General features: G+C 43.4%; 16 protein-coding genes. 13 read left to right on the forward strand and 3 right to left on the reverse strand.

All coding sequences use genetic code 11. The features are described from left to right. Positions 1-230: 230 nt before the first annotated feature. From gcvT to PTE_RS02275, 5 genes are all read left to right on the forward strand, one after another. On the forward strand, positions 231-1,325 hold the full coding sequence (gene gcvT / locus PTE_RS02260) for a glycine cleavage system aminomethyltransferase GcvT (protein WP_036842841.1): 1,095 nt from the start codon (positions 231-233) through the stop codon (positions 1,323-1,325). Between the two features lie 107 nt (positions 1,326-1,432). Further along, on the forward strand, positions 1,433-1,825 hold the full coding sequence (gcvH, locus tag PTE_RS02265) for a glycine cleavage system protein GcvH (RefSeq protein WP_036842843.1): 393 nt from the start codon (positions 1,433-1,435) through the stop codon (positions 1,823-1,825). Positions 1,826-1,912: 87 nt separating this feature from the next. Next, positions 1,913-4,789 (forward strand): aminomethyl-transferring glycine dehydrogenase, encoded by a 2,877-nt coding sequence (gene gcvP / locus PTE_RS02270; protein WP_036842845.1) that lies wholly within the window; start codon positions 1,913-1,915, stop codon positions 4,787-4,789. 107 nt (positions 4,790-4,896) lie between these two features. Next, a complete protein-coding gene (locus tag PTE_RS27115; RefSeq protein WP_081738130.1) occupies positions 4,897-5,016 on the forward strand; it encodes a DUF637 domain-containing protein in 120 nt (39 codons plus the stop codon). 280 nt (positions 5,017-5,296) lie between these two features. Then, on the forward strand, positions 5,297-6,199 hold the full coding sequence (locus PTE_RS02275; protein WP_036842847.1) for an Rpn family recombination-promoting nuclease/putative transposase: 903 nt from the start codon (positions 5,297-5,299) through the stop codon (positions 6,197-6,199). Positions 6,200-8,130: 1,931 nt separating this feature from the next. On the opposite strand, the gene PTE_RS02280 is transcribed toward PTE_RS02275, so the two are convergent. Continuing rightward, positions 8,131-8,538 carry a hypothetical protein gene (locus PTE_RS02280; protein WP_198539140.1) on the reverse strand — a complete coding sequence of 136 codons (408 nt, stop codon included), beginning with the start codon at positions 8,536-8,538 and terminating at the stop codon, positions 8,131-8,133. Further along, positions 8,516-9,202, reverse strand: a complete 687-nt coding sequence (locus PTE_RS02285) for a hypothetical protein (protein WP_036842849.1) — start codon at positions 9,200-9,202, stop codon at positions 8,516-8,518. Before PTE_RS02285 ends, PTE_RS02280 begins: the two co-directional genes overlap by 23 nt. Before the next feature lie 967 nt (positions 9,203-10,169). Here PTE_RS02285 and PTE_RS02290 point away from each other — a divergent pair. The 7 genes from PTE_RS02290 to PTE_RS02320 are packed head-to-tail and all read left to right on the forward strand — an operon-like array spanning position 10,170 to position 18,624. After that, positions 10,170-11,603, forward strand: coding sequence for an NAD(P)/FAD-dependent oxidoreductase (locus tag PTE_RS02290; protein ID WP_036842851.1), 1,434 nt, complete (start codon positions 10,170-10,172; stop codon positions 11,601-11,603). After that, a complete protein-coding gene (locus PTE_RS02295; protein ID WP_036842852.1) occupies positions 11,600-12,451 on the forward strand; it encodes a HemK/PrmC family methyltransferase in 852 nt (283 codons plus the stop codon). The genes PTE_RS02290 and PTE_RS02295 overlap by 4 nt, the downstream gene beginning before the upstream one ends. 24 nt (positions 12,452-12,475) lie before the next feature. Beyond that, the gene (locus PTE_RS02300; protein WP_036842854.1) at positions 12,476-13,750 is read left to right on the forward strand and encodes an aminotransferase class I/II-fold pyridoxal phosphate-dependent enzyme; all 1,275 of its coding nucleotides are present in this window, start codon (positions 12,476-12,478) and stop codon (positions 13,748-13,750) included. A 58-nt stretch (positions 13,751-13,808) separates the two neighbouring features. After that, positions 13,809-14,150: a chorismate mutase gene (locus PTE_RS02305; protein ID WP_036842856.1), complete on the forward strand. Its 342-nt coding sequence runs from the start codon at positions 13,809-13,811 to the stop codon at positions 14,148-14,150. Beyond that, positions 14,131-16,200, forward strand: a complete 2,070-nt coding sequence (pabB, locus tag PTE_RS02310) for an aminodeoxychorismate synthase component I (protein WP_036842859.1) — start codon at positions 14,131-14,133, stop codon at positions 16,198-16,200. Before PTE_RS02305 ends, pabB begins: the two co-directional genes overlap by 20 nt. Continuing rightward, complete coding sequence (locus PTE_RS02315; protein WP_036842861.1) at positions 16,197-17,069, forward strand: prephenate dehydrogenase dimerization domain-containing protein; 873 nt, start codon at positions 16,197-16,199, stop codon at positions 17,067-17,069. The genes pabB and PTE_RS02315 overlap by 4 nt, the downstream gene beginning before the upstream one ends. Before the next feature lie 22 nt (positions 17,070-17,091). Further along, positions 17,092-18,624, forward strand: coding sequence for an MFS transporter (locus tag PTE_RS02320; protein WP_036842864.1), 1,533 nt, complete (start codon positions 17,092-17,094; stop codon positions 18,622-18,624). Between the two features lie 411 nt (positions 18,625-19,035). Here PTE_RS02320 and PTE_RS02325 read toward each other — a convergent pair whose 3' ends face one another. Continuing rightward, the gene (locus PTE_RS02325) at positions 19,036-19,920 is read right to left on the reverse strand and encodes an IS982 family transposase (RefSeq protein ID WP_036842867.1); all 885 of its coding nucleotides are present in this window, start codon (positions 19,918-19,920) and stop codon (positions 19,036-19,038) included. A 625-nt stretch (positions 19,921-20,545) separates the two neighbouring features. Between PTE_RS02325 and PTE_RS02330 the strand changes: the two genes are divergently transcribed. Continuing rightward, positions 20,546-22,210 carry a ShlB/FhaC/HecB family hemolysin secretion/activation protein gene (locus PTE_RS02330; protein ID WP_051477083.1) on the forward strand — a complete coding sequence of 555 codons (1,665 nt, stop codon included), beginning with the start codon at positions 20,546-20,548 and terminating at the stop codon, positions 22,208-22,210. The last annotated feature ends 42 nt before the right edge of the window (positions 22,211-22,252 follow it).

Below are 22,252 nucleotides of genomic sequence, written 5' to 3' on the forward strand. Positions count from 1 at the left end.
ATTATGGCTCATTTTAATAGTTAAAAATTCTGCATACTCATAGCATGTTTTTTTGTTGTTACTGAATTGGACCCTATTTTTACTTATGGTTCATTTTTGTTTTCAGTGATAACTTTTATGTTAAGACATCGTTTGCGTCGCGTTTTTTAGCCGCTTTTTGTTCATGATTCACAGTAGCTGTCGGTTAATACGCGGTATGTTTTCATGTAGGAAATGAAAAGAGGGAAATAATGGCAAAACACACTCCATTGTATGACCAGCATCTGGCCTGCGGTGCGCGCATGGTAGATTTTCATGGCTGGATGATGCCTTTGCATTACGGTTCACAAATGGATGAGCATCACACTGTCCGCACTGATGCTGGCATGTTTGATGTTTCCCACATGACGATTGTGGATCTGCATGGTACTGGCTGCCGTGATTTCCTGCGTTATTTGCTGGCAAATGACATTGCTAAACTGACAGAAAAAGGCAAAGCCTTATACACTGGGATGCTTAATGCTTCTGGTGGTGTCATTGATGACCTGATTGTTTACTACTTTAGCAATGATTTTTATCGGATGGTGGTCAATTCTGCGACCCGAGAGAAAGATCTGGCCTGGATCAATGAACATGCTGCCAATTACCCGGTTGATATTCAGGTACGTGATGATCTGGCGTTGATTGCTGTTCAGGGGCCTGAAGCTCAGGCAAAAGTACAGTCTCTGCTGAATGATCAACAAAAACAGGCTATTGCCGGAATGAAACCATTCTTTGGTGTTCAGGCTGGTGATCTGTTTATCGCAACAACGGGTTATACCGGCGAAGCGGGCTATGAAGTGGCGATGCCAAAAGAGCAGTCAGCCGATTTCTGGCAAAAACTGCTTAGTGTCGGCGTTAAGCCCGCAGGGTTAGGTGCCCGTGATACTTTGCGACTTGAAGCGGGTATGAACCTCTATGGACAGGAAATGGATGAAACCCTTTCTCCACTGGCAGCCAATATGGGCTGGACAATCGCCTGGAAACCAGAAGATCGCCAGTTTATAGGCCGTGAAGCGCTGGAAAAACAGCGTGAAGATGGCACTGAACAGTTGGTTGGCTTGGTGATGAGAGAAAAAGGTGTATTACGTGGTGGTTTGACGGTCAGTTTTACCGATGAAGCGGGCACCTTACACACTGGTGTTATTACCAGCGGTACATTCTCCCCAACATTAGGATTCAGTATTGCCCTTGCCCGTGTACCACAAGGGATTGGTGAACAGGCAATTGTACAAATCCGCAATCGTGAGATGCCGGTTCAGGTAGTCAAACCCAATTTTGTACGGGCGGGTAAACCTCTCGTATAGTCTAATAACTTAATGAATAAATAGTACCCTATCTCAGTAATCGTAATTGGGCAGGAAAACAAAATAGCCTAATGAGATAAGTTCTAAGATTGAAGGAGACAATAGTGATGAGTAATGTACCCACAGAGTTAAAATATGCTGAATCACATGAGTGGGTTCGTGCAGAAGGCAATGGTGAATACACTGTAGGTATTACCGAGCATGCGCAGGAGCTATTAGGTGATATGGTTTTTGTTGATTTGCCAGAAGTCGGTGATGAAATCAATTTTGGTGATGAATGTGCCGTTGTTGAATCGGTAAAAGCCGCTTCTGATATTTACGCGCCATTGAGTGGTGAAGTGATTGCTGTTAATGAAGCCTTGAATGATGCTCCTGAATTGGTTAACAGCGAGCCTTATAACGAAGGTTGGCTGTTCCGCATTAAAGCCTCTGATGAGAGTGAATTGGCGAATTTGCTGGATGCCGCAGGATATCAGGCACTTCTGGACGAAGAAGAATAATAAGCCCACTGTCGCCCTGTTTCACATCATGAGCAGGGCGTTTTTATTTGTATGCCATTTCTGGCCAGCTTCAGGAATCAGTAACAAATGACCCAAACATTAAGTCAACTCGAGAACCAGGGCGAGTTTATCCGCCGTCATATAGGCTCTTCCACCGAACAGCAGAAAGAGATGCTGGCGACAGTCGGGGCAAGTTCCCTCAATGAGTTAACACAGAAAATTGTTCCCCGCGATATCGCGTTACCAGCGCCACCCGATGTGGGCGGTGGTGCAACTGAACAGCAAGCACTGGCTGAACTGAAAGCCATTGCCAGCCAGAATAAGCGTTACCAATCCTATATTGGTATGGGTTATGTACCTTCTGTCCTGCCACCGGTTATTTTGCGCAACTTATTGGAAAACCCTGGCTGGTACACCGCTTATACTCCTTATCAACCGGAAGTTTCTCAAGGGCGTCTTGAATCACTGCTGAATTTCCAGCAAGTGACGATCGACCTGACAGGTTTGGATCTTGCCTCTGCATCTTTGTTGGATGAAGCCACTGCGGCGGCGGAAGCCATGGCAATGGCAAAACGTGCCAGCAAACTGAAAAACGCTGATCGTTTCTTTGTTGCTGATGATATACACCCTCAAACATTGGATGTTGTCCGTACCCGCGCTGAAACCTTTGGTTTTGATGTGATTGTAGATAAAGCAGAAAAAGCCCTGGAACTGGAAGGTGTATTTGGTGTGTTGTTGCAACAGGTGGGGACAAAAGGTGAAATTCATGATTACACCGACCTGATCGCACAACTGAAACAACGCAAAATCATTATCTGCGTTGCCGCTGACTTGATGGCGCTGGTGTTGCTGACTGCACCGGGCAAACAAGGGGCGGATGTGGTGTTTGGTTCTGCTCAACGCTTTGGTGTACCGATGGGTTATGGCGGCCCTCATGCCGCATTTTTTGCTTGCCGTGATGAATTCAAACGTTCTATGCCGGGACGTATTATCGGCGTTTCCCGTGATGCGGCGGGTAATACCGCACTGCGCATGGCAATGCAGACCCGTGAGCAGCATATCCGCCGTGAGAAAGCCAACTCCAACATCTGTACCTCGCAGGTCTTGTTGGCAAACATCGCGGGGATGTATGCGGTATATCACGGTTCGAAAGGACTGAAACGCATTGCCGGCCGCATTCATCGTCTGACTGACATTCTGGCTGCTGGGTTACAGCAAGCCGGATTTACTCTGCGCTACAAAACTTGGTTTGACACCTTGACCGTTGAAGTTGCCGATAAAGCTGCGGTACTGGCACGGGCAGACAAAGCGGAAATCAACTTGCGTAGCGATATTCACGGCGCAGTGGGTATCACATTGAGTGAAACCACCAGCCGAGATGATTTGGTCAAATTGTTCTCTGTACTGACAGGTACAGATAGCAAGCTGGATGTTGAGGCACTGGATGAGAATGTGATAGCGGAAAGCCAATCCATTCCTGCATCAATGTTGCGCAATGATGACATCCTCCAGCATCCGAATTTCAACCGCTATCACAGCGAAACAGATATGATGCGTTATATGCATCGCCTTGAACGCAAAGATCTGGCACTGAATCAGGCTATGATCCCGCTGGGTTCTTGCACCATGAAACTCAATGCTGCGGCAGAAATGTTACCGATCTCCTGGCCTGAATTTAATCAGCTGCATCCATTCTGTCCGCCAGAGCAGGCGCAGGGTTATCAGCAGATGATAAGCCAGTTATCTCACTGGCTGGTTCAATTAACAGGTTATGATGCCGTTTGTATGCAGCCAAACTCTGGTGCGCAGGGCGAATATGCAGGTCTGCTTGCTATTCGTCGTTACCACGAAAGCCGTGGAGAAGAGGATCGTCATATCTGCTTGATCCCCAGTTCTGCTCATGGCACCAACCCGGCTTCGGCGCATATGGCGGGTATGACTGTGGTGGTGGTGAGTTGTGATAAAGAGGGCAACATCGATCTGGCGGACCTGCGCGAAAAAGCGGAAAAATCCGGTAATGAGCTTTCCTGCATCATGGTGACCTACCCATCAACACATGGCGTATATGAAGAAACTATCCGTCAGGTGTGCGAAATCATTCATCAGTATGGTGGTCAGGTTTACCTTGATGGTGCGAATATGAACGCACAGGTTGGAATCACTGCGCCCGGTTTTATCGGCGCTGATGTTTCGCACCTCAACCTGCACAAAACATTTTGCATCCCACATGGCGGTGGCGGTCCAGGTATGGGGCCGATTGGCGTAAAAGCGCATTTAGCGCCGTTCTTGCCGGGGCACTCAGTGGTTCAAATGGATGGTCTTACTGAACAGAGAGCGGTCTCTGCTGCGCCGTTTGGCAGCGCCTCCATTCTGCCTATTAGCTGGATGTATATCCGAATGATGGGTTCGCAAGGGCTGAAACAGGCAAGTCAGGTGGCGATCTTGAATGCCAACTATATCGCTGCTCGCCTGAAAAATGATTATGACGTGCTGTATACCGGCCATAACGGCTATGTAGCGCATGAATGTATTCTGGATATTCGGCCACTGAAAGAAGCGTTTGGTATCAGTGAAATGGATATTGCCAAGCGTTTGGTTGACTATGGTTTCCATGCGCCCACGATGTCATTCCCGGTTGCCGGCACACTGATGGTGGAACCAACAGAATCAGAAAGCAAAGTGGAAATTGATCGCTTTGTCGATGCCATGCTGTCAATCCGTGCTGAAATTAACAAAGTTGCGCAAGGTGAATGGTCATTGGAAGATAACCCATTGGTCAATGCGCCTCACGTACAAACTGAACTGGCTTCTGACTGGAACCATAATTACAGCCGTGAAATTGCCGTTTTTCCAACCGCAGAAACCAAAGCCAATAAATATTGGCCTGCCGTTAAACGCCTTGATGATGTTTACGGTGATCGTAATCTGCATTGTTCCTGCGTACCTGTCAGTGATTATCAATAATCACTAAATAATGTGGCAACACCGGTATAATTACTGGTGTTGCTATTATCTCTATTGATTGCAATTTTCCTGATACAGGCTTCAACACCGGGTGTGAACTAACTCCGATGTACTCCTTTATCCACAATTCCGTCGTGAGTTCAACAATAGGCCCTGCCATTAATGGCGGCAGTTTTACGGATAATCTGCAAACCGCGTTATTAAACAATATAGGTAGCCAGATTTAATCTATTTATCAGGGATTCCACACTCCACTTATTCTACATTTACCTAACCTGCCATAACCATTTAAAAGCACGAAAATAGAGATATTAAAGCTTTTATATATAACTATAAGTACAGATTTTTTAAAATACGTTAATTAACCTGAACTTTGCTTAAGAAGGAAATTAAAGTATCTGAGATACGATCAACGTTTTTGTCAAAGAAAATTCAAGACATCTCAGTCCGCTTGGTTTTTTGCTTAATATTTCTTCAATATAAAAGAAAGTATGCTACCATTCACCGATGAAGAGAAAAAATACACCAACGCCACATGACGCTGTTTTTAAACAGTTTTTAGGTCATATTGATACTGCCAGAGACTTTTTGGAGATACATTTGCCTGCGACATTACGGGCAGTTTGTGATCTGGATACACTGCGGTTGGAATCAGGGTCGTTTATTGAGGATAATCTGCGCGCGCATTATTCTGATATCCTGTATTCGCTAAAAACAGCGCAGGGTGACGGATACGTATATTGCGTGATCGAACACCAAAGTTCCCCGGACAAGATGATGGCATTCCGGCTGATGCGATACGGTATTTCCGCAATGCAACGGCATCTGGAGCAGGGACATGAAAAATTGCCGCTGGTCATTCCGGTGTTGTTCTATCACGGGAAAATACAGCCGTATCCCTGGAGTACCAGTTGGCTCGATTGCTTTGATGCTCCGACCATGGCGAAGGAAATCTATTCCGGTGCATTCCCGCTGGTAGATGTGACGGTAATCCCGGATGATAAAATTCTGACGCATAAACGGGTTGCGCTACTGGAAATGGTGCAAAAGCATATCCGGCAGCGTGATATGGCGGAGCTGCTGCAAGAGTTAGTCATACTGCTGACGTATGATTACTATACAGATGAACAGCTAAAAAGCGTGCTAAACTACTTATTACAGGTGGGAGATACCGCCGATCCAGAGGGTTTTATCCGGCGACTGGCAGAACAGTCCCCGAAGTATGAGGAGGTACTGATGACAATAGCACAGAAACTGGAGCAGAAAGGGCGTCAGGAAGGATTGCAGGAAGGCGAAAAACGGGGGATTCTGAAAGTCGCGTGGGCGATGATCGACATGGGTATCGACCGTGAAACGATAATGAAAACTACCGGGTTGACTCAGAACGAACTTGAGCAAATACGCCACTAACTCGTATTGAGAGTTCTTAATCAGTATTCAACGATTTATGTTAAAAGAGGATCTTACGGTGACTGTCAGAACAGTCACCGAAGTATGAGTACCGACCGTGAAACGGTGATGAAAATTATCGGACTGGGCTTGAATAAATGTCCGACAAACTTACTGTTGATACGTTATCGGCATAAAAATGCGTGAGTCAATGCACGAAACGCATAGAAGCGGCACATTTACATTCCAAGCGATAAGACCGAGTCTGAATCTACGTGCTTCTGAAATCTCTGTTCTTAAGCAGAGCTGAGGTTAATTAAATTTACTCGAAATCTATTAACCATTAACAGAAAACTTAAAATAAATCAGAGAGAAAAAGAATATTATCCGAAAAAACATAAAGTGGTATCTTTATACCACCAAGCTATTTACGGGTTGATTTATGAAGATAAAATACAGTAGGGTAACTTATAAAAACTGCTCAGGATTACCAGTAAAACAGTGTCAGTAAAGATAAAGCAAGTATGATTAACGTTGATTAAATGTAAAACACAATATACCATAATGATTAAAATTAATAAAAATCAAGTGTTAAAAGCAGTAAAAACAACGGCTAAAACCTTATTATACCGATTAAAACCAGAGGTTAAAAAATGGCTTTTAATAACAGTTTAAAACCAGCCTATCATAAATCTATCAGTGAAAAATAAGAAAAATAATTGGCTTTATTAATATATATTCCCGTAAAAAAGGATAAATAAAAATATATAATAGATTAATCAGACAGTATATTTAAAAAAAGAATCCGGCTTTAATGACGCTTTTAATCGGAGGAGTGAATTTTTTCATCAACCAGTTAAATAATCATTAATGAACAATGGAAATAATGCAATCCGTAAAAAAATCATTTAACTGAACATGAACTGGATAACTTACAGGGCCATTAAATACATCCGTTTAAACTTGGTTTTACACTATCTTATCCCGTTTAATAGCATTGCTTTTCTACCGTTTTATTTAAGCCATGCCTCTTTTTATATCTTAAATGTGTTTTAACGCTAAAATAAATTCATATCGTTATTTTTTCAAGCTATTTTCGTTATTTATTAACGCTTAAATACCTGTTTAATCATGGCTAATTAATTCGCCAGACTTTTCACTATTGTTGATATAATAAGGCGTTATTAAATTAGTTTACCGATTTATTTAAACATCATTTAAATGGATGTCGATCGGCAAGTTAGCTACGGGTAAAGAACAGACGTCTATTAATGCCAGATTTTGAAAAGGTACAGAGTAGCCCAAAAGGGCTTATTCCCTATCATATTTAATGTATTTATCAGCGATGTTATCCTCTGCTTATTTTACATTTACCTAACCTGCCATAACCATTAAAATAAAGTTAAAAATAAATCAACGAAAAAAAGAATATTGTCCGAAAAAACATAAAAGGGTATTTTATACCATCAAGTGAAAACTACTCAGGATTGTTGGTAAAACAGCGTCAATAAAGATAAAAAGTGAGTATGATTAGCGTTGATTAAACTTAACAAAAAACAGACATTAAATGTGGTAAAAACAATGGTTAAAACTTCATACCAGTTAAAACCAGAGGTTAAAAAATGGTTTTTAATAACAGTTTAAAACCTGCCCATCATAAATCCATAAGTGAAAATGAAAAAAATAATCTGCTTTATTAATGTTTATATGCCCCGTAAAAAAAGATAAATAAAAATGTTAATCGGTTAATCATACAATCTATTTTTAAAAAGGAACCAACGTTAATAACGTTTTCAATCGGGGAGTGAATTTTTTATCAGACAGTTAAATAATCATTCATAAAAAACAGGAATAACAATATCCGTAAATAAATGATTTAATTGAATACGAACTTATTTACTCGTAGAGTAATTATGTTGCACTTATTATGCTAAATCGCCAAGTAATATCTATTAATTTTTCTCTACTGAAACCATAATGGTACGTTCTGTGTCATTTTGTTTTATCTTTATCAAAATATTACCCTTATGCCAATCATTATCCTCTTTTCTTAGAAAACCTGTATTTTCAATGTAATTTATTATTTCTATTTTACGATTTGGATTGACATTAAAAAATACAACCTCGTTAATCATTGGTTTTGTTCCATCTGGTGAATCGTAATAAATAACATAATCACTTGAAATAAGTGGCATCACTTTAATTTCATCAAAAGTAAACATGTTATATTTAATGAAATCATTTTTCGTATATGAAAAATTAACATTCACAAATAAAATAGGGATAATTGAAATTACTCCCAAACAAACCAATATAATAAATGTTCTCTTTATAAAATTATTCAATTTCAATGCCAACATTTCTTTCTACACCTATGTTATATCTAGTCATATCTTTAATATGTATTAATATTTGACTTTTGTCTATATCAGTTATGGGGGATATAGTGTTCAGAAATTCTGGTAAAGACGAATAATAAGGCCTGGCGTTATTAGGGTATTTTTCAGGATCGGGGAATAACAAAGGCTTGAACATTTTATTTTTATATTTACCTATAGGACCATAGTAATCCCACCGTTTTAATGCGTCACTTTTACTGACAGGGTTAAGCCGAGGTAAATAGTCTATTTGATTTATAGCCTGATAAAAACCAAGTAAGTTAGAAACCAAATCTTCACCACTATATCCACTATCCGTGTACCAGTTAAAAGGAAAGGAGTCCTGATGAGCTTCAAATAAATGGCTTGTATACATCATAATAGTCAGTGCAACTCTCTGCTTATCATGTAAAGACAACCCTTTCCTCACTCTCCATTTTGTCATTTTAGACGTTCCGTATTTCAACCCTAACCCCATATATTGTGTGTATCTAATAGTAAAATAAGACTCCTTAGTGTCATCCCCTGAATTTATAGCAGCCATGAGCTTTCTGGCATCATCTCCTTTAGCATGACCGGCATCTACCCATCCCGACTTTTCGGTATAAACCAACCTCCCTCTTTCTATATCACTTCTCTTGCTCATGAGTACTCCTGTGATTTAGTTGGCGGTTATCGAAGCTATTCGGTCACTGCTCCTGCCACTAGGTGTAACGATTTGCGTTTAAAATCGGATCGACCTGCATTTATCCCCAAATTAACTGCAACTGACGGCGCAGCAAACCCAAGTTAATTGTCAATGAAAATCGCTCCGCCAATAGTACAAAAAACATCCGTTGTTGAGACTAGAGAACGATATCTTCAATGTGGAAAAATAAAAGAGAAACGAGTCACAGGATAATCTGAAAAATTAGCGATTATCTCAACTATCCGGTCACTCCCCATAATAGTCAATTTCGGTATAATAACATTTGTCTCTATCTTATATATTTTGGTGAAAATGATGTAAAATATAAATTTAAAAAAACACCTTTCTTGAGAATTTTTGTTTTTTTTATTGAAGAATAAAAGGTATTTAGAATATTGTTCCCCGTAACAATGCGAATATGAATTGTTTTTATTTTATACTGAAAACATTTATATGATTTTTTTATTTATAATATAAGACTAAATTTATTTGACAGTTTTGTATTTGGTGACTATTGTTCTCTCCTGATTAGCAAATGTTATTGCCAATCTAATAATATCATTTGTTATTATTTCTTTTAAATAGAAATAGTATACTTAAGAAATAATTTAATTTATTGTTTTTATTTGATTTTTTTAAATTGTAACTTTTGTTAAATTAATTTTTATGGGTGATTATATTTTTCTGATAATGAATTGAAACTGTTTCTAATGTGATAATTTATTATCGCATGTTTGTTTTTAAATTTAGCATCAATATGAGTGTGATTCGTCATTTTAATTACTGATGAATATAGGGTTATTTTTTTACCATGGATGTAAAGCAGTAAAAATATCCTCACTGTAAGAGGGTAATAATTATTTATCCGTCATTGTTGACAAAATATTTAAAATAAATTGGCCATAGGCCATACAGGAGTAAATAAATGAAATACGACTTTATTGTCGTTGGTTCAGGCGCAATTGCTGGTTCAATTGCTTATGAATTAGCAAGCAGAAATCTTTCGGTTTGTAGGGTTGGAAGTACTGATCGAACCAATGCCGCTTCTAAAGCAGCAGGTGCGATGAATGGTTGTTTTGGCGAAATTACCAGTGGCTTATTAGCGAGTGAACACGGTAAGCTGAAATTGAATATGGATTGTATTTCCAAAGAGCTTTGGCCTGCCTGGGCGCAACGGTTAGCTGACTCTTCTGGTGATAGGCGATCGCTGTTCACCGCTCAAGGGACTCATGTGATACTGAATACTGCCGGGATGGAAGAGATTGATAGTGTTAATTATGACGCTATTGAACAAACCCTGAACGAATATGCAGCCCCTTATGAAACCGTTGATCCGCGTGAAATTGAATGGTTAAAGCCTAACGATCTGGTGCGTCCGCTTCGTGCTTTATATATTCCTGATGAACATGCTCTGGATTCGCATTTATTGCTGGAAAAGCTGGATGCGGCATTGGTTGCTGAAGGTGGCGTTCTCAAAGATGAGAATGTTAAGAGTGTACTGATTGAAGACGGTTTAGCCATTGGCGTCGAATTGCTCAGTGGTGAGCGTTTAATGGCGGATAAGGTGGTGGTTGCTGCCGGTGTGCACTCGTTGGATCTGTTATCTAATGTCCCTTCTGTTGTTCGGCAGATCCCGCCGATATTTGCCGGCTATGGGGTATCTATTTTGGTCAAGATGCCAAAAGGCAGAGAATTGCCGACGTCGGTGATTCGAACTCCTAACCGGGCATTTGCTTGTGGGCTGCATTGTGTACCCCGTGGTGATGGTGTTCTGTATCTGGGTGCGACAAATATTCTGTCTGAAAAACCACGCAGTCAGGCGCTGATTTCTGATGTGCAGTTCCTGCTGGATTGTGCGTTAGATCAGTTGGATATTAACTTACATGATGCTGAGATCCTTTCAATCCAGGTCGGTAACCGGCCAATCCCTGCTGATGGGTTCCCGTTAATTGGTGAATGTGGCGTGAATGGCCTTTGGCTGGCTACCGGGACTTACCGTGATGGCTTACATCAGTCACCGTTACTGGCAGATTATGTTGCTAATGCGTTGACTGGAATAGAAAATACGCAAATTAACCTGGATTCCTTCAACCCGGTTCGTCCTCCGTTAGTGGGTTTCTCTCGTGAAGTGATGGCTAAAGAAACCGTCCAGCAAATGCTTGCCACAGGTTACGAATATCGCTGGGATATCAAACCTTATTGGTTGCCATTGCTGAATGAAGGCATGACACGTAATTATCAGGATTTGATTGAGTCTCTTCACCCTCAGTTTACACCACCGCCAGAACTGGTTGCTTTCTCTTATATTTATGAATCCATGCGTGAACGGTTACGTAGTTACTATGAGGCATGGTCATGAATTCTTCGCTAAAAGATCAGGCTGCTATTGATAAGGCCAGGGAATTACTGTCAGGAGCGGGTGTTTGGGATGTGGAAACCGATCTTGATTGCCTGATTGACCGTTATCTGGAAAGGCGCTGTCAGGATCGCGCCCGTGATGAATTTATGCTTGCGGTTCATGAGCGCTGTAACCGGATCCCTCTTGGGCATATTGTCGGCATTGCGGATTTTGATGAACTGCCTTTGGTGGTCGGTACGGGGGTATTTATTCCGCGTCCTCATAGCCAGATTATCCATAAATGGCTGGAGAATGAACATGAAGTACCTCAGGGATCAGGGGTTCTGGATTTATGTTCGGGGAGTGGTGCTATTGGTTTAGCCATCGCTAAACGTCGCCCGGATTTAAAGGTCACTTGTGTTGAATATGACGACATCGCTTTTCAATACCTGACACGCAATATCAACCGGTTAGCGAGCTGGGAGATTAAAGTCGATGCATTAAAAGCCGATTTACGGGATTGGCAGGCATTTTCGCAATTTAACGGGTCGGTGGCGTTAATTGTCGCTAATCCACCTTACGTTCCAGAGCAGCAGACAATATTACCAGAGTGGGAGGAGCATCATCCTTATGTGTCGGTGTATTCCGGGGATGATGGGCTAGATTTAACGCGGTTGATTATCAAACAAGCCAAACAGTTACTGCAATCAAATGGCTGGTTGGTCATCGAACATGGTGAAAGTCAGGAGGGGAGCGTCAGAACATTATTTTCAGACGCCGGTTTTTCCTTGATACGAACAATTATTGATGAAGAGATTTCTGACACAACAGGCAGTTCGGTAATCACTGTAGGTTGTCAGCTCATTTGAATTCAGACAGTTGGAGTCTAGATAATGGATGTAAAACAGAAGCAGGATTGGATGACGATTCGTAAGTCACGGACCACCGGCGCCTTAGCGCAAGCTATTGATGAAGGTTTGACCAGTTTCACGGTGGTAGAACGTCAAGGTAAGCAAATTACGACAGAAGAAGGCAAAGTTTTTACGGAATTTGTTTCCTGCTCTTATTTGGGATTAGAACATCATCCTGCGTTAATTGAGGCAGCAAATCAGGCAATGGCCCGGACAGGGATTCATTTGTCATCGTCCCGTGGTGCGATGCGCCCGCAATATTTGAGGCAACTAGAGGAACTGCTGGAAGAAATTTATCAAGGTGGCTCTGTTGCTGTTTTCACTTCCACCAGTAACGTTCACCTGGGTGTATTGCCGTTATTGGGCAGTGGTTCTTTACCTAACTATCCACTTACCCGGCCAGTACATTGGTTGATGGATAAAACGGCTCATGCGTCTATGCAGGTATTACGCGGTATTCTCGAACAGTTCGGGCCAGTATCGCGGGTCGATAGTGCGGATGAACAGTCGGTACAGCAAGCTTTGCAAAACTGCGGAGAGGATCAGCGTACCCCTGTCCTGCTGATTGATGGTATTGGCTCAATGAATGGCTTGATTCCGGTGGCAGAATTAACCCGAAAATTGGCTGCTGCCGGAGGTTATGTCTATGTCGATGATGCTCATGGTATTTCCATTGTAGGGCGTCATGGTGCAGGTTACGCCTTTGCTGCACTTGACCATATTTTGCCATCTAACCTCATATTGGCAGGTTCGTTATCCAAAGCATTTGGTGGTGCGGGCGGTTTTGTGGTTGTTGCGGGTGCCGATGATATTGAAGTGATTAGTACCCTGGCTAATCCTCTGGTTTTTGGTCATTCGATTATGGTGCCGATGTTGGCCGCTAACGTTGCCGCAGCAAAACTTCATCTTAGCCTTGAAATAGAAATCCGCCAGGAACAGCTATGGAAGAACGTTAATTTGTTTGATTCCCTGACGGGTAACAGCCTGATGAATGCCGGTGTGCAATCTCCTGTTCGTGGTGCTTTATTCGAAAATGAAGCTGAAGGTCTTGAAGCTGCACGTCTGCTGCGCGACAACGGCATCTTATTGTTCCCGGTATTTTATCCACTCGTCCAGGATGGCAATGCCATGTTGCGTTTTGCCTTCTCCAGTGAGCATAAGGAGAGTGAAATCAGTCATTTAGTAAATACCTTATTCAAAATACGGGAAAAAGGGCTGAATTGGTCTGAGCCACAAGCCATAGCTCCACAGGTATAAGTGACATAGATTTATTGATGAAAATGATTGAAATAAACCAGTAATGAAGACCAAATATATGACTCAATCAATAATAGATAAGCAGGACATATTGCAACCTCATAGGGAATCTCTGGATGTGATTAATATGCAGATATTGGCGCTTCTTTCTGAACGTATGCAGATCTGTATGAAAATCGCTGAGATAAAAGCGGAACAGGATATTCCGATGATGCAGCCACAACGTATTACCTCGTTATTGGCTATATTGAGGGATAAGTCAACGGATTTTGGGTTACGGCCTGAATACACTGAATCAATATTTCAACGGGTTATTGAAGAAACCTGCCATCGAGAAGAAGAGCTGATTGATCAGTTGCTACACGAGAAAGCAAAGAATAATGAAAATACTGCTCATTGATAATTATGATTCTTTTACGCAAAACATTGCTCAATATCTGTATGAAGTTACCGGGAGTGTGCCATCTGTCGTCACCAATTCTCTGACTTATGAAGCGCTGGCGATAGACAATTATGATGCTGTCGTGCTTTCTCCAGGGCCAGGGCATCCGGCTGAAAACAGCGATTTTGGTGTCTGTGCTGAGGTCATTGCCCGCGCCGAAATCCCATTATTGGGTATTTGCCTCGGCCATCAGGGAATTAGCCTGGCATTTGGTGGTTTTGTCGAACATGCACCTAATCCGGTGCATGGTTATCGCAGTCGCATCAGGAATACCGGGGAAGGGTTATTCCTCGGTTTGCCTGAGCAATTTGAAGTGGTCAGGTACCACTCGCTGGTCTGTACCCGGCTGCCGGACAATCTTAAATGTACTGCCTGGACTGATGATGGCTTAATTATGGCAATTGAACACACCCAAAGACCGATTTGGGGTGTTCAGTTTCATCCTGAGTCGATTGATTCTGAATATGGGCGTGAATTACTGAGTAATTTTGTTCGTATAGCAAAGACGTATAAAGAAAATAACGGGCAGGATATTACCGCTCAGAATCAGTGTATTTCTGCCAATGAAGCTTATCTGGCGGTGGGCGGAAAGCCGCATCTCAACCTGAATTACCGTGAATGTCAGAGCATCATCGATCCTGAATCTCTGTTCATTCAACATTATGGCAATGATACTCACTCTTTCTGGCTGGACAGTGAAAAGTCGGATAGGCCCAATGCCCGCTTTTCAATCATGGGAAGTGGCAACAAACAGGGTGCTGTCAGGCTTGAATATTGTGTACAGACGGAGAGTTTGCGTTTGACCGGTCCTGATGGTGAAAGGATTGTCCAGGGTGATTTTTTCTCATTGATGTCTGAACTGCTTGAACTGGTGAAGATTTCCACACCAAAGCGGATGCCATTTGCCTTCAAAGGTGGCTTTGTTGGTTATTTGGGATATGAATTAAAGGCGTTGACCATTGGCAGCAGCAAATATCATTCAGAACATCCTGATGCCAGTTTAATCTTTACTCCGCATTTTTTTGTCTTCGATCACCAGCAGAATAAGCTTTATGAGTGTCTGATCACACCGGTAGGCCAGCCACAAAATTGGCCGCCGGCACCTTTAGTGACCATTGCAAAAAATACCGGTGGGGTGATACCTGATTTTATTCCTGGCGCTGTCGATCAGAACAAAATTCGTCTGGAATATGGAGCTCAGAAGTATCTGGATGGGATCCATAAATCGCTTCAATACATCACCGATGGCGAGTCTTATGAAATCTGTCTGACGAATAGAGCAAAGATGGCTTATGCAGGGCTGCCATTGGATGCTTATCGACGAATGCGTCATGCCAGCCCTGTGCCTTATGGCGCCTATCTGGCATGTGGGGATTTTTCGGTACTCAGTGCATCGCCGGAGACGTTTTTACGCATTGATGAGGCCAGAGGTATTGAATCCAGACCGATTAAGGGAACCCGGCCACGAGGAAGAACGGCAGCGGATGATCAGCATTTTCAGGTGGAATTGAGTCAGTCAGCTAAAGATAGAGCTGAAAACCTGATGATAGTGGATTTAGTGCGCCACGATCTTAATCAGGTGTGTCGTCCTGGCAGTGTTCATGTGCCTGAATTGTTTAAAGTTGAGAGCTTCTCTTCTGTGCATCAATTGGTTTCGACAATACGCGGTGAATTACGTGAAGGCACTTCATCGATGGAAGCCATCCGGGCATGTTTCCCGGGAGGATCAATGACCGGCGCGCCGAAGAAACGCACAATGGAGATCATTGACTCTTTGGAGTCATCGGCACGCGGTGTTTACTCTGGTGCGCTTGGATGGTTATCTTTCAGTGGTGAAGCAGAGTTGAGCATTGTTATCCGAACGGCGGTGTTACATCAAGAATGTGCCGAGTTCGGCATTGGCGGTGCCATTGTCGCTCACTCCGATCCTTATGGTGAATTTGAAGAAACATTGGTGAAGGCCAGTGTGCCCTATTTCAGTTTTAGTCATATCGCGGAGGAAGTGTGAGTAACCATAAAGTTGTCATTCTTGGTGGGCAAGGTGCGATTGGCTCTTTATTGGGGCGCCTGTTTACTCAAAGTGGTTGCATTGTATACCGTGTTGACCAACGAACGCAGGGAGAGCGTTCTCTTTGCTGCCAGCTTGATATCTTAAATCCCGCAGCGGGTTCTGAGGCGATTTTTACTGAGGCAAAGGCGGTCGTCTTCGCCTTACCGGAAGCGGTTGCAATACAGGCTCTGCCTTGGGTGCTATCGGCGGTTGGTGATGATGTACAGATAGTGTCAACCTGTTCGGTTCAGGCACCTTTCCATTCCGCTTTAAGCGCTGCCGCCCCTGGGCAGCCTTTCATCGGTGTTAACCCGATGTTCTCGCCATCTTTGTCGGAGCAAAAAAGGCCTGTTGCAGTCACTCTTGATAACTGTCATGTTAACGAGCATTGGATTGAGCGGGTATTGACGCAGGCGGGTATGCGCATCAGTAGAATGACGCCGGAGGAACATGATCGGGTAATGGCGTTTTGTCAGGCTTTACCCCATGCCGCGATATTGATTTTTGGCCTGGTTCTGGCGAAAAGCCCGTTGGATATTGGTACTCTGGCGACTGTTGCACCGCCGCCAATGCGTACCATGTTGGCGTTATTATCAAGGGTTTTACTCAATCCAATGGAAGTGTACTGGGACGTTCAATATGAAAACCCTATGGCTGCCGAACCGCGGCGGGAGTTGTTGCATGCCATACAACAGTTAGATTCAATAGTGCAGGCTGGCGATCAAACTGAATTTGGCAATAACCTCAGACACATTGCACAACAACTGGGGGAACAGCTCAATATTAGTGCTGCTGATTGCCAGCATATTTTTTCAACGCTTGAATGATAATAGGAAAGGAGTTGGGGGGATGTCATTAAATAGAGTTGCTGAGGCTAACGGGCGGGCAGGACTCAGAAATTGGCTGGGATTGCTGATATTGATGTTGCCGGTATTGTTGGTGACGGTGGACAATACGATCTTAAGCTTTGCTTTACCGAAAATTGCTGAAGCTCTGGGGCCCAGCGCAAGTCAGCAATTATGGGTGATTGATGCTTATTCACTGGTGTTGGCGGGTTTGCTGGTATCCATGGGGAGTATTGGCGATCGTGTCGGCCATCGTTCATTGCTGTTATTTGGATCTTTGGGATTCACCGTTATTTCGGTATTAACAGCGCTGTCAACTTCACCCGAACAATTAATTGGAGGGCGAGCCGTACTTGGGTTTTTTGGTGCGATGTTGATGCCTTCAACTTTGGCTTTAATCAGCACTCTTTTTGAGGATCGTGAACAGCGTCGGTTAGCTGTTGCTATCTGGGCGACAACATTAACTGTCGGTTCGGCGTTGGGGCCTGTCATTGGTGGAGTTCTGTTGCAATTCTTTGACTGGAATTCCATTTTTCTATTGGCAGTACCGGTATTAGTGCCATTGTTGATCTTCGGACCGATGTTATTACCGGAGTCCGAGAAAAAACAGACTGGTATTATTGATGGATATAGCGTTGTATTATCGATCATCGCCATGGTTGGTATTGTTTACGCGATTAAACATCTTGCCAGTGACGGGTTTGAAATAAGTGTGATACTGGAATTGTCTGTTGGCTTGGTTGCTGGCGTGTTATTTGTTCGCCGGCAGCGGCGTCTGCCCGTACCGTTAATGGATCTCTCACTGTTCCGTAATGGTATGTTCACCGGCTCGATTATGGTCAACTTATTGAGTCTGGCCTTGCTGGTTGGCTTTGTCTTTTTTGCCACTCAGGTCTTGCAAATTGTATTGGGTATGAAGCCGATTTCGGCCAGTTTAGCGCTGGTTCCCGGACAAATAATGGCGATTATTATTGGCATGGCGATAGTGCCTGTTGCTCAACGGATGCCGGCTTATTACCTTGTGCCAATGCTGCTTGCTTTTGCGGGTATTGCATTTCTTCTGGTAGCCAGTTTCGGCAGCGATTTGACCACGCTGGTGGTTGCATTTGCATTATTAAATGTGGGTGTAGGTGCAATTGCGTCGGTGTCTAACGATCTGGTGCTTTCGTCAGTGCCGTCCTCTAAAGCCGGGGCGGCATCGGCAATAAGCGAAACAGCTTATGAAGTGGGTGTGGTACTTGGCACGACAATTATCGGTGGATTGGTGACCGCTTTCTATCGTGTCACTCTGCAATTGCCGGATGGGATCTCTCATGAACAGACGGGGTTGGCATTAGAAACTCTGGCTGGCGCTTACGTTGTAGCGAACTCATTAGCTGAGGCGGAAGGGCAACAACTGATGACTGCGGCAGCGGAATCCTTCACCAGCGCTATTCATATGATGAGCTGGATGACAGCGGTATTGACCAGCGTCGTGGTATTGATCGCCTGGCGTTTACTAAAAGCGCCACAGAAACAACAAGTGCTTGAGTATTGATAATCTTATGTGCAGCCGTTGGTAATGGCTGCACCGCGTTTCTTGGCGTGACTGTCTGGGATTATTAAATATAAAGTATTCTGAAAATAACCTCTCACCTTTTACTATTTTTAATAATTATAAAGTGATAATAATCTTAAATTTATAAAATTTATTTAAATGTTTTGCGGTTGATTTTATTAAAAGCAAAGATTGATTTATTCTATTATGTTTTTGTCTGGTTTCAATTTAATTGGAAATAATAACTCTGCATAATTGATTTATTCACATTAAAAAAATAGTGACACACCATAAAAATTTCATTTTTCTGATGGAAAAAACAGAAAGGCATGTTAATACTTTTAGTTGTGAAAAATAAAATTCATATTAAATCACTTCATATATATTGAGTGAATTTTTAATTAATTGACCTCAGCTTTGCTTAAGGATAGCGATTTCAGAATCACGTAAATTTAAGCTCGGTTTTTTCGGTTGGAATGGATATGCAATTAAGCCCGATACGACCTCCAACAAAAAGCCGACTATACTCCGATGTCGTGAATGTTCTATCTGAGAAATATTTTTCAATGGGTCATTCACGGTCTCTATCAAAAAACGCTTTCTTAACATAATCTTATCCCAAAGCGATAAAAACTTGGCTTTCCTATTGCGACGAACACGTGTGATAAGTGTTATCCCTTCTGCCTCCAGTTCATCACTTAAAGCTTGTGATAAATACCCTTTGTCGCCATACAGATGTCCTGTTAATCCTTTTACCCATTCCTTAACCGGATGGCGAGCATCTGTATTTCCCGGCGTTAATTTGACAGACAAACGCTCCCCACAATCATTAATGACCAAATGAAGTTTAAAACCATAAAACCATCCCATACTGGTTTTCCCCCGTTGTGCTACCCCCTCAAAAACCTTATTTCGGGGAATACGAAGATTATGGCAAACGGCGATTTTGGTGGGGTTGATAAAAGCCATGCCTTGTGATTTTTCTTTGCGTGAAGAAAGAAAAGCGCACAACGGGATAATCGCGCTTTTCTTCAAGGTTATTATTCGGTTGTCACTGACCAGATGGGGGAAATCAGCCTTAAGATACTGTTGCACATGCTCAATATAAAACGCTTTGAAATGACGATAGTGGCTCATGTGAAATAAAATGAGGAGCGTCATGATTTCACTCAGTGACAGGGAAGCGGCGCGATGGCGTTTAAGCCGGTTATTCTCGATGAGCTGTTGTTCCCAAAGCGGAATAAATTGTTGGCAAAAATCATCGACGCCGCAGTAAAGTTCTTCTAAAGTCATCATAGCCTGAGGATCTCCACGATTTTGTTTTCTATACAAAAACTTTGATCGTGCCTCAGGCTCTTAGTTCCTTTTTTCTTTCCTTTCTAAGCAGAGTTCAGGTTAGTTAACCAAAATCGATATGAGCAGCCCAACTAAACATCAAGCCCGGTAATAGAGAAATTAGGTGCATAACCACTACCAACACCTGCTGTCTGATGGTTATCTCCCAATCCGCAATAACATAGCGCCAGTGTTACCAACTGAGCTAAAAGTCATTATCTAACCTAATCAGAAAAGATAACATCTCATCACCAATTTACGATAAACATCACTTTGCCAGTGATTTCATCCTGAAATGAAACATCATAAATGTGATATATGTCACATAATTGACACAAAAAATGAAATTGATTTGAAATTATTAGAATTGGTTATTAAATGATTAATATTAATCTGTTTTTTATACAGTATTGTCACAAAACAATCACATTGGCCTGTTTTTTGCGTTGCAATATAACTCTTTGTTTTTGCTGCTATCCTAACCAATCCCCTATTTTAGATGCCCAGTTGTTCATAAATCCTAAATATTGATCGCTAAGCTAAATTCATGGTTAATACCGCTTCGACATTGTGGAATAGAAAGTCAATGAAAAGCAGTATTTTAGTGTTTGCGGTTTTTTATAGCGTGATTTCAGGCAGTCAAGCCGCAGACCTCTCAGAACAACAACTCATTCATCAACAGGTACGCCAGCAAGCCCTGGAAGCCCAGTTAACGCCACCCCCTGCGGAGGTTCACCTGTCTGTCCCCGAACAGGCGGTGTCATCCGCATTTCCGGTGGAAACGCCCTGTTTTCCGATCACCCGCGTCGTGTTGGCAGGCACTGAAAATTTCCCGCACTGGTTGCCGTTCAGACGTGTCGCTCAACAGGGCGAAAACCATTGCCTCGGTGCTCAGGGCATTAACCGGCTGATGACCCAATTGCAAGATCAGCTGATTAATCACGGCTATGTCACCAGCCGGGTTCTGGTTCCTCGCCAGGATTTGCATACTAAAACGCTAAAACTGGTGATGATCCCAGGCAACATCCGACATATCCGCTATACCCCGGACAGCGGCCATTACATTCAACGCATCACGCCCTTTCCCGCGCGTGAAGGAAAATTACTGGATTTACGGGATATTGAGCAGGGATTGGAAAACTTGCAACGTTTCCCGACCGTTCAGGCGGATATGAATATTGTCCCGGCAGCGCAACCGGGGGAGAGTGATATTGTGCTGGACTGGCGTCAGTCCCGGCACTGGCGAGTCGCCACGTATCTGGATGATACCGGCTCCAAAAGCACCGGGCGTTATCAGGGCGGATTAACCTTTTTTCTGGATAACCCCCTGGCGTTAAGCGACCTGTTCTATCTCTCCGGTGGGCGCGATATTCATTCATCTGCCGGGAAAGGCAGCCAAAATGACACGCTCTATTACTCCCTGCCCTTCGGCTACTGGATGGCAAGCGTGACGGCCAGTCATTACGATTATACCCAGACGATAGCCGGGCTGAATCAGGCGATTCAATACCGGGGCAAAAGCCAAAACCTGGCGGTCCAGCTTAGTCGGGTGCTACATCGTAACGCTGACCAGAAAACCTTGCTTAACGGTGAAATTTATCGTCGGACTTCGCGCAATTTTATTGATAAGACCGAAGTTGATGTTCAGCGCCGGGAAACCGCGGGCTGGAAGCTGGGGTTGTCCCATCATCACACTATCGGCAACGCCACTCTCGATACCAAAGTCACTTACCAACAGGGCATGCGCTGGTTTGGCGCGCAACCGGCGCCGGAAGAGTACCGCAATGAGGGGACTGCTTTACCCAAAATCACCCAATTCTCGGCGACGCTGGCCGGGCCGTTAACGCTGTTTGCTCAGCCCTTCTCTTATCAAACCCAGTATCTGCGGCAGATAAGCGCCAGCCCATTGACGCCCCAGGATCGATTCTCGATTGGCGGCCGCTGGACGGTACGCGGCTTTGATGGCGAATTGACCTTATCCGCTGACCGGGGTTGGTACAGCCGGAACGAACTGGACTGGCAAACCCCGCTGAAAGGGCAGTCGCTGTATCTGGGGATGGATTACGGAGAAGTGGGCGGTCCGGGTAGCGACGCGCTGCTCGGAAAACACCTGGCGGGGAGTGCCCTGGGCTGGCGAGGTAGCCTGAAAGGGGTGAGCTACGACTTGTTTGTCGGTGTTCCGCTATCCAAACCCGCCGGTTTCCAAACTTCCCCTGTCACGGCCGGATTCAACCTGTATTGGCAGTATTAATTCAAATAGCAAAACTGCCAGTGGGTAGTGTTGTGTGGAGCA

The sequence above is a fragment of the Photorhabdus khanii NC19 genome (genome assembly GCF_000517265.1).
In the GTDB taxonomy this organism is placed as follows: Bacteria; Pseudomonadota; Gammaproteobacteria; order Enterobacterales; family Enterobacteriaceae; genus Photorhabdus; species Photorhabdus khanii.

Coding starts and splice junctions, on each gene's coding strand:
- gcvT (WP_036842841.1), top strand. CDS start 231: ATGGCAAAACACACTCCATTGTATGACCAGCATCTGGCCTGCGGTGCG.
- gcvH (WP_036842843.1), top strand. CDS start 1,433: ATGAGTAATGTACCCACAGAGTTAAAATATGCTGAATCACATGAGTGG.
- gcvP (WP_036842845.1), top strand. CDS start 1,913: ATGACCCAAACATTAAGTCAACTCGAGAACCAGGGCGAGTTTATCCGC.
- PTE_RS27115 (WP_081738130.1), top strand. CDS start 4,897: ATGTACTCCTTTATCCACAATTCCGTCGTGAGTTCAACAATAGGCCCT.
- PTE_RS02275 (WP_036842847.1), top strand. CDS start 5,297: ATGAAGAGAAAAAATACACCAACGCCACATGACGCTGTTTTTAAACAG.
- PTE_RS02280 (WP_198539140.1), bottom strand. CDS start 8,538: ATGTTGGCATTGAAATTGAATAATTTTATAAAGAGAACATTTATTATA.
- PTE_RS02285 (WP_036842849.1), bottom strand. CDS start 9,202: ATGAGCAAGAGAAGTGATATAGAAAGAGGGAGGTTGGTTTATACCGAA.
- PTE_RS02290 (WP_036842851.1), top strand. CDS start 10,170: ATGAAATACGACTTTATTGTCGTTGGTTCAGGCGCAATTGCTGGTTCA.
- PTE_RS02295 (WP_036842852.1), top strand. CDS start 11,600: ATGAATTCTTCGCTAAAAGATCAGGCTGCTATTGATAAGGCCAGGGAA.
- PTE_RS02300 (WP_036842854.1), top strand. CDS start 12,476: ATGGATGTAAAACAGAAGCAGGATTGGATGACGATTCGTAAGTCACGG.
- PTE_RS02305 (WP_036842856.1), top strand. CDS start 13,809: ATGACTCAATCAATAATAGATAAGCAGGACATATTGCAACCTCATAGG.
- pabB (WP_036842859.1), top strand. CDS start 14,131: ATGAAAATACTGCTCATTGATAATTATGATTCTTTTACGCAAAACATT.
- PTE_RS02320 (WP_036842864.1), top strand. CDS start 17,092: ATGTCATTAAATAGAGTTGCTGAGGCTAACGGGCGGGCAGGACTCAGA.
- PTE_RS02325 (WP_036842867.1), bottom strand. CDS start 19,920: ATGATGACTTTAGAAGAACTTTACTGCGGCGTCGATGATTTTTGCCAA.
- PTE_RS02330 (WP_051477083.1), top strand. CDS start 20,546: ATGAAAAGCAGTATTTTAGTGTTTGCGGTTTTTTATAGCGTGATTTCA.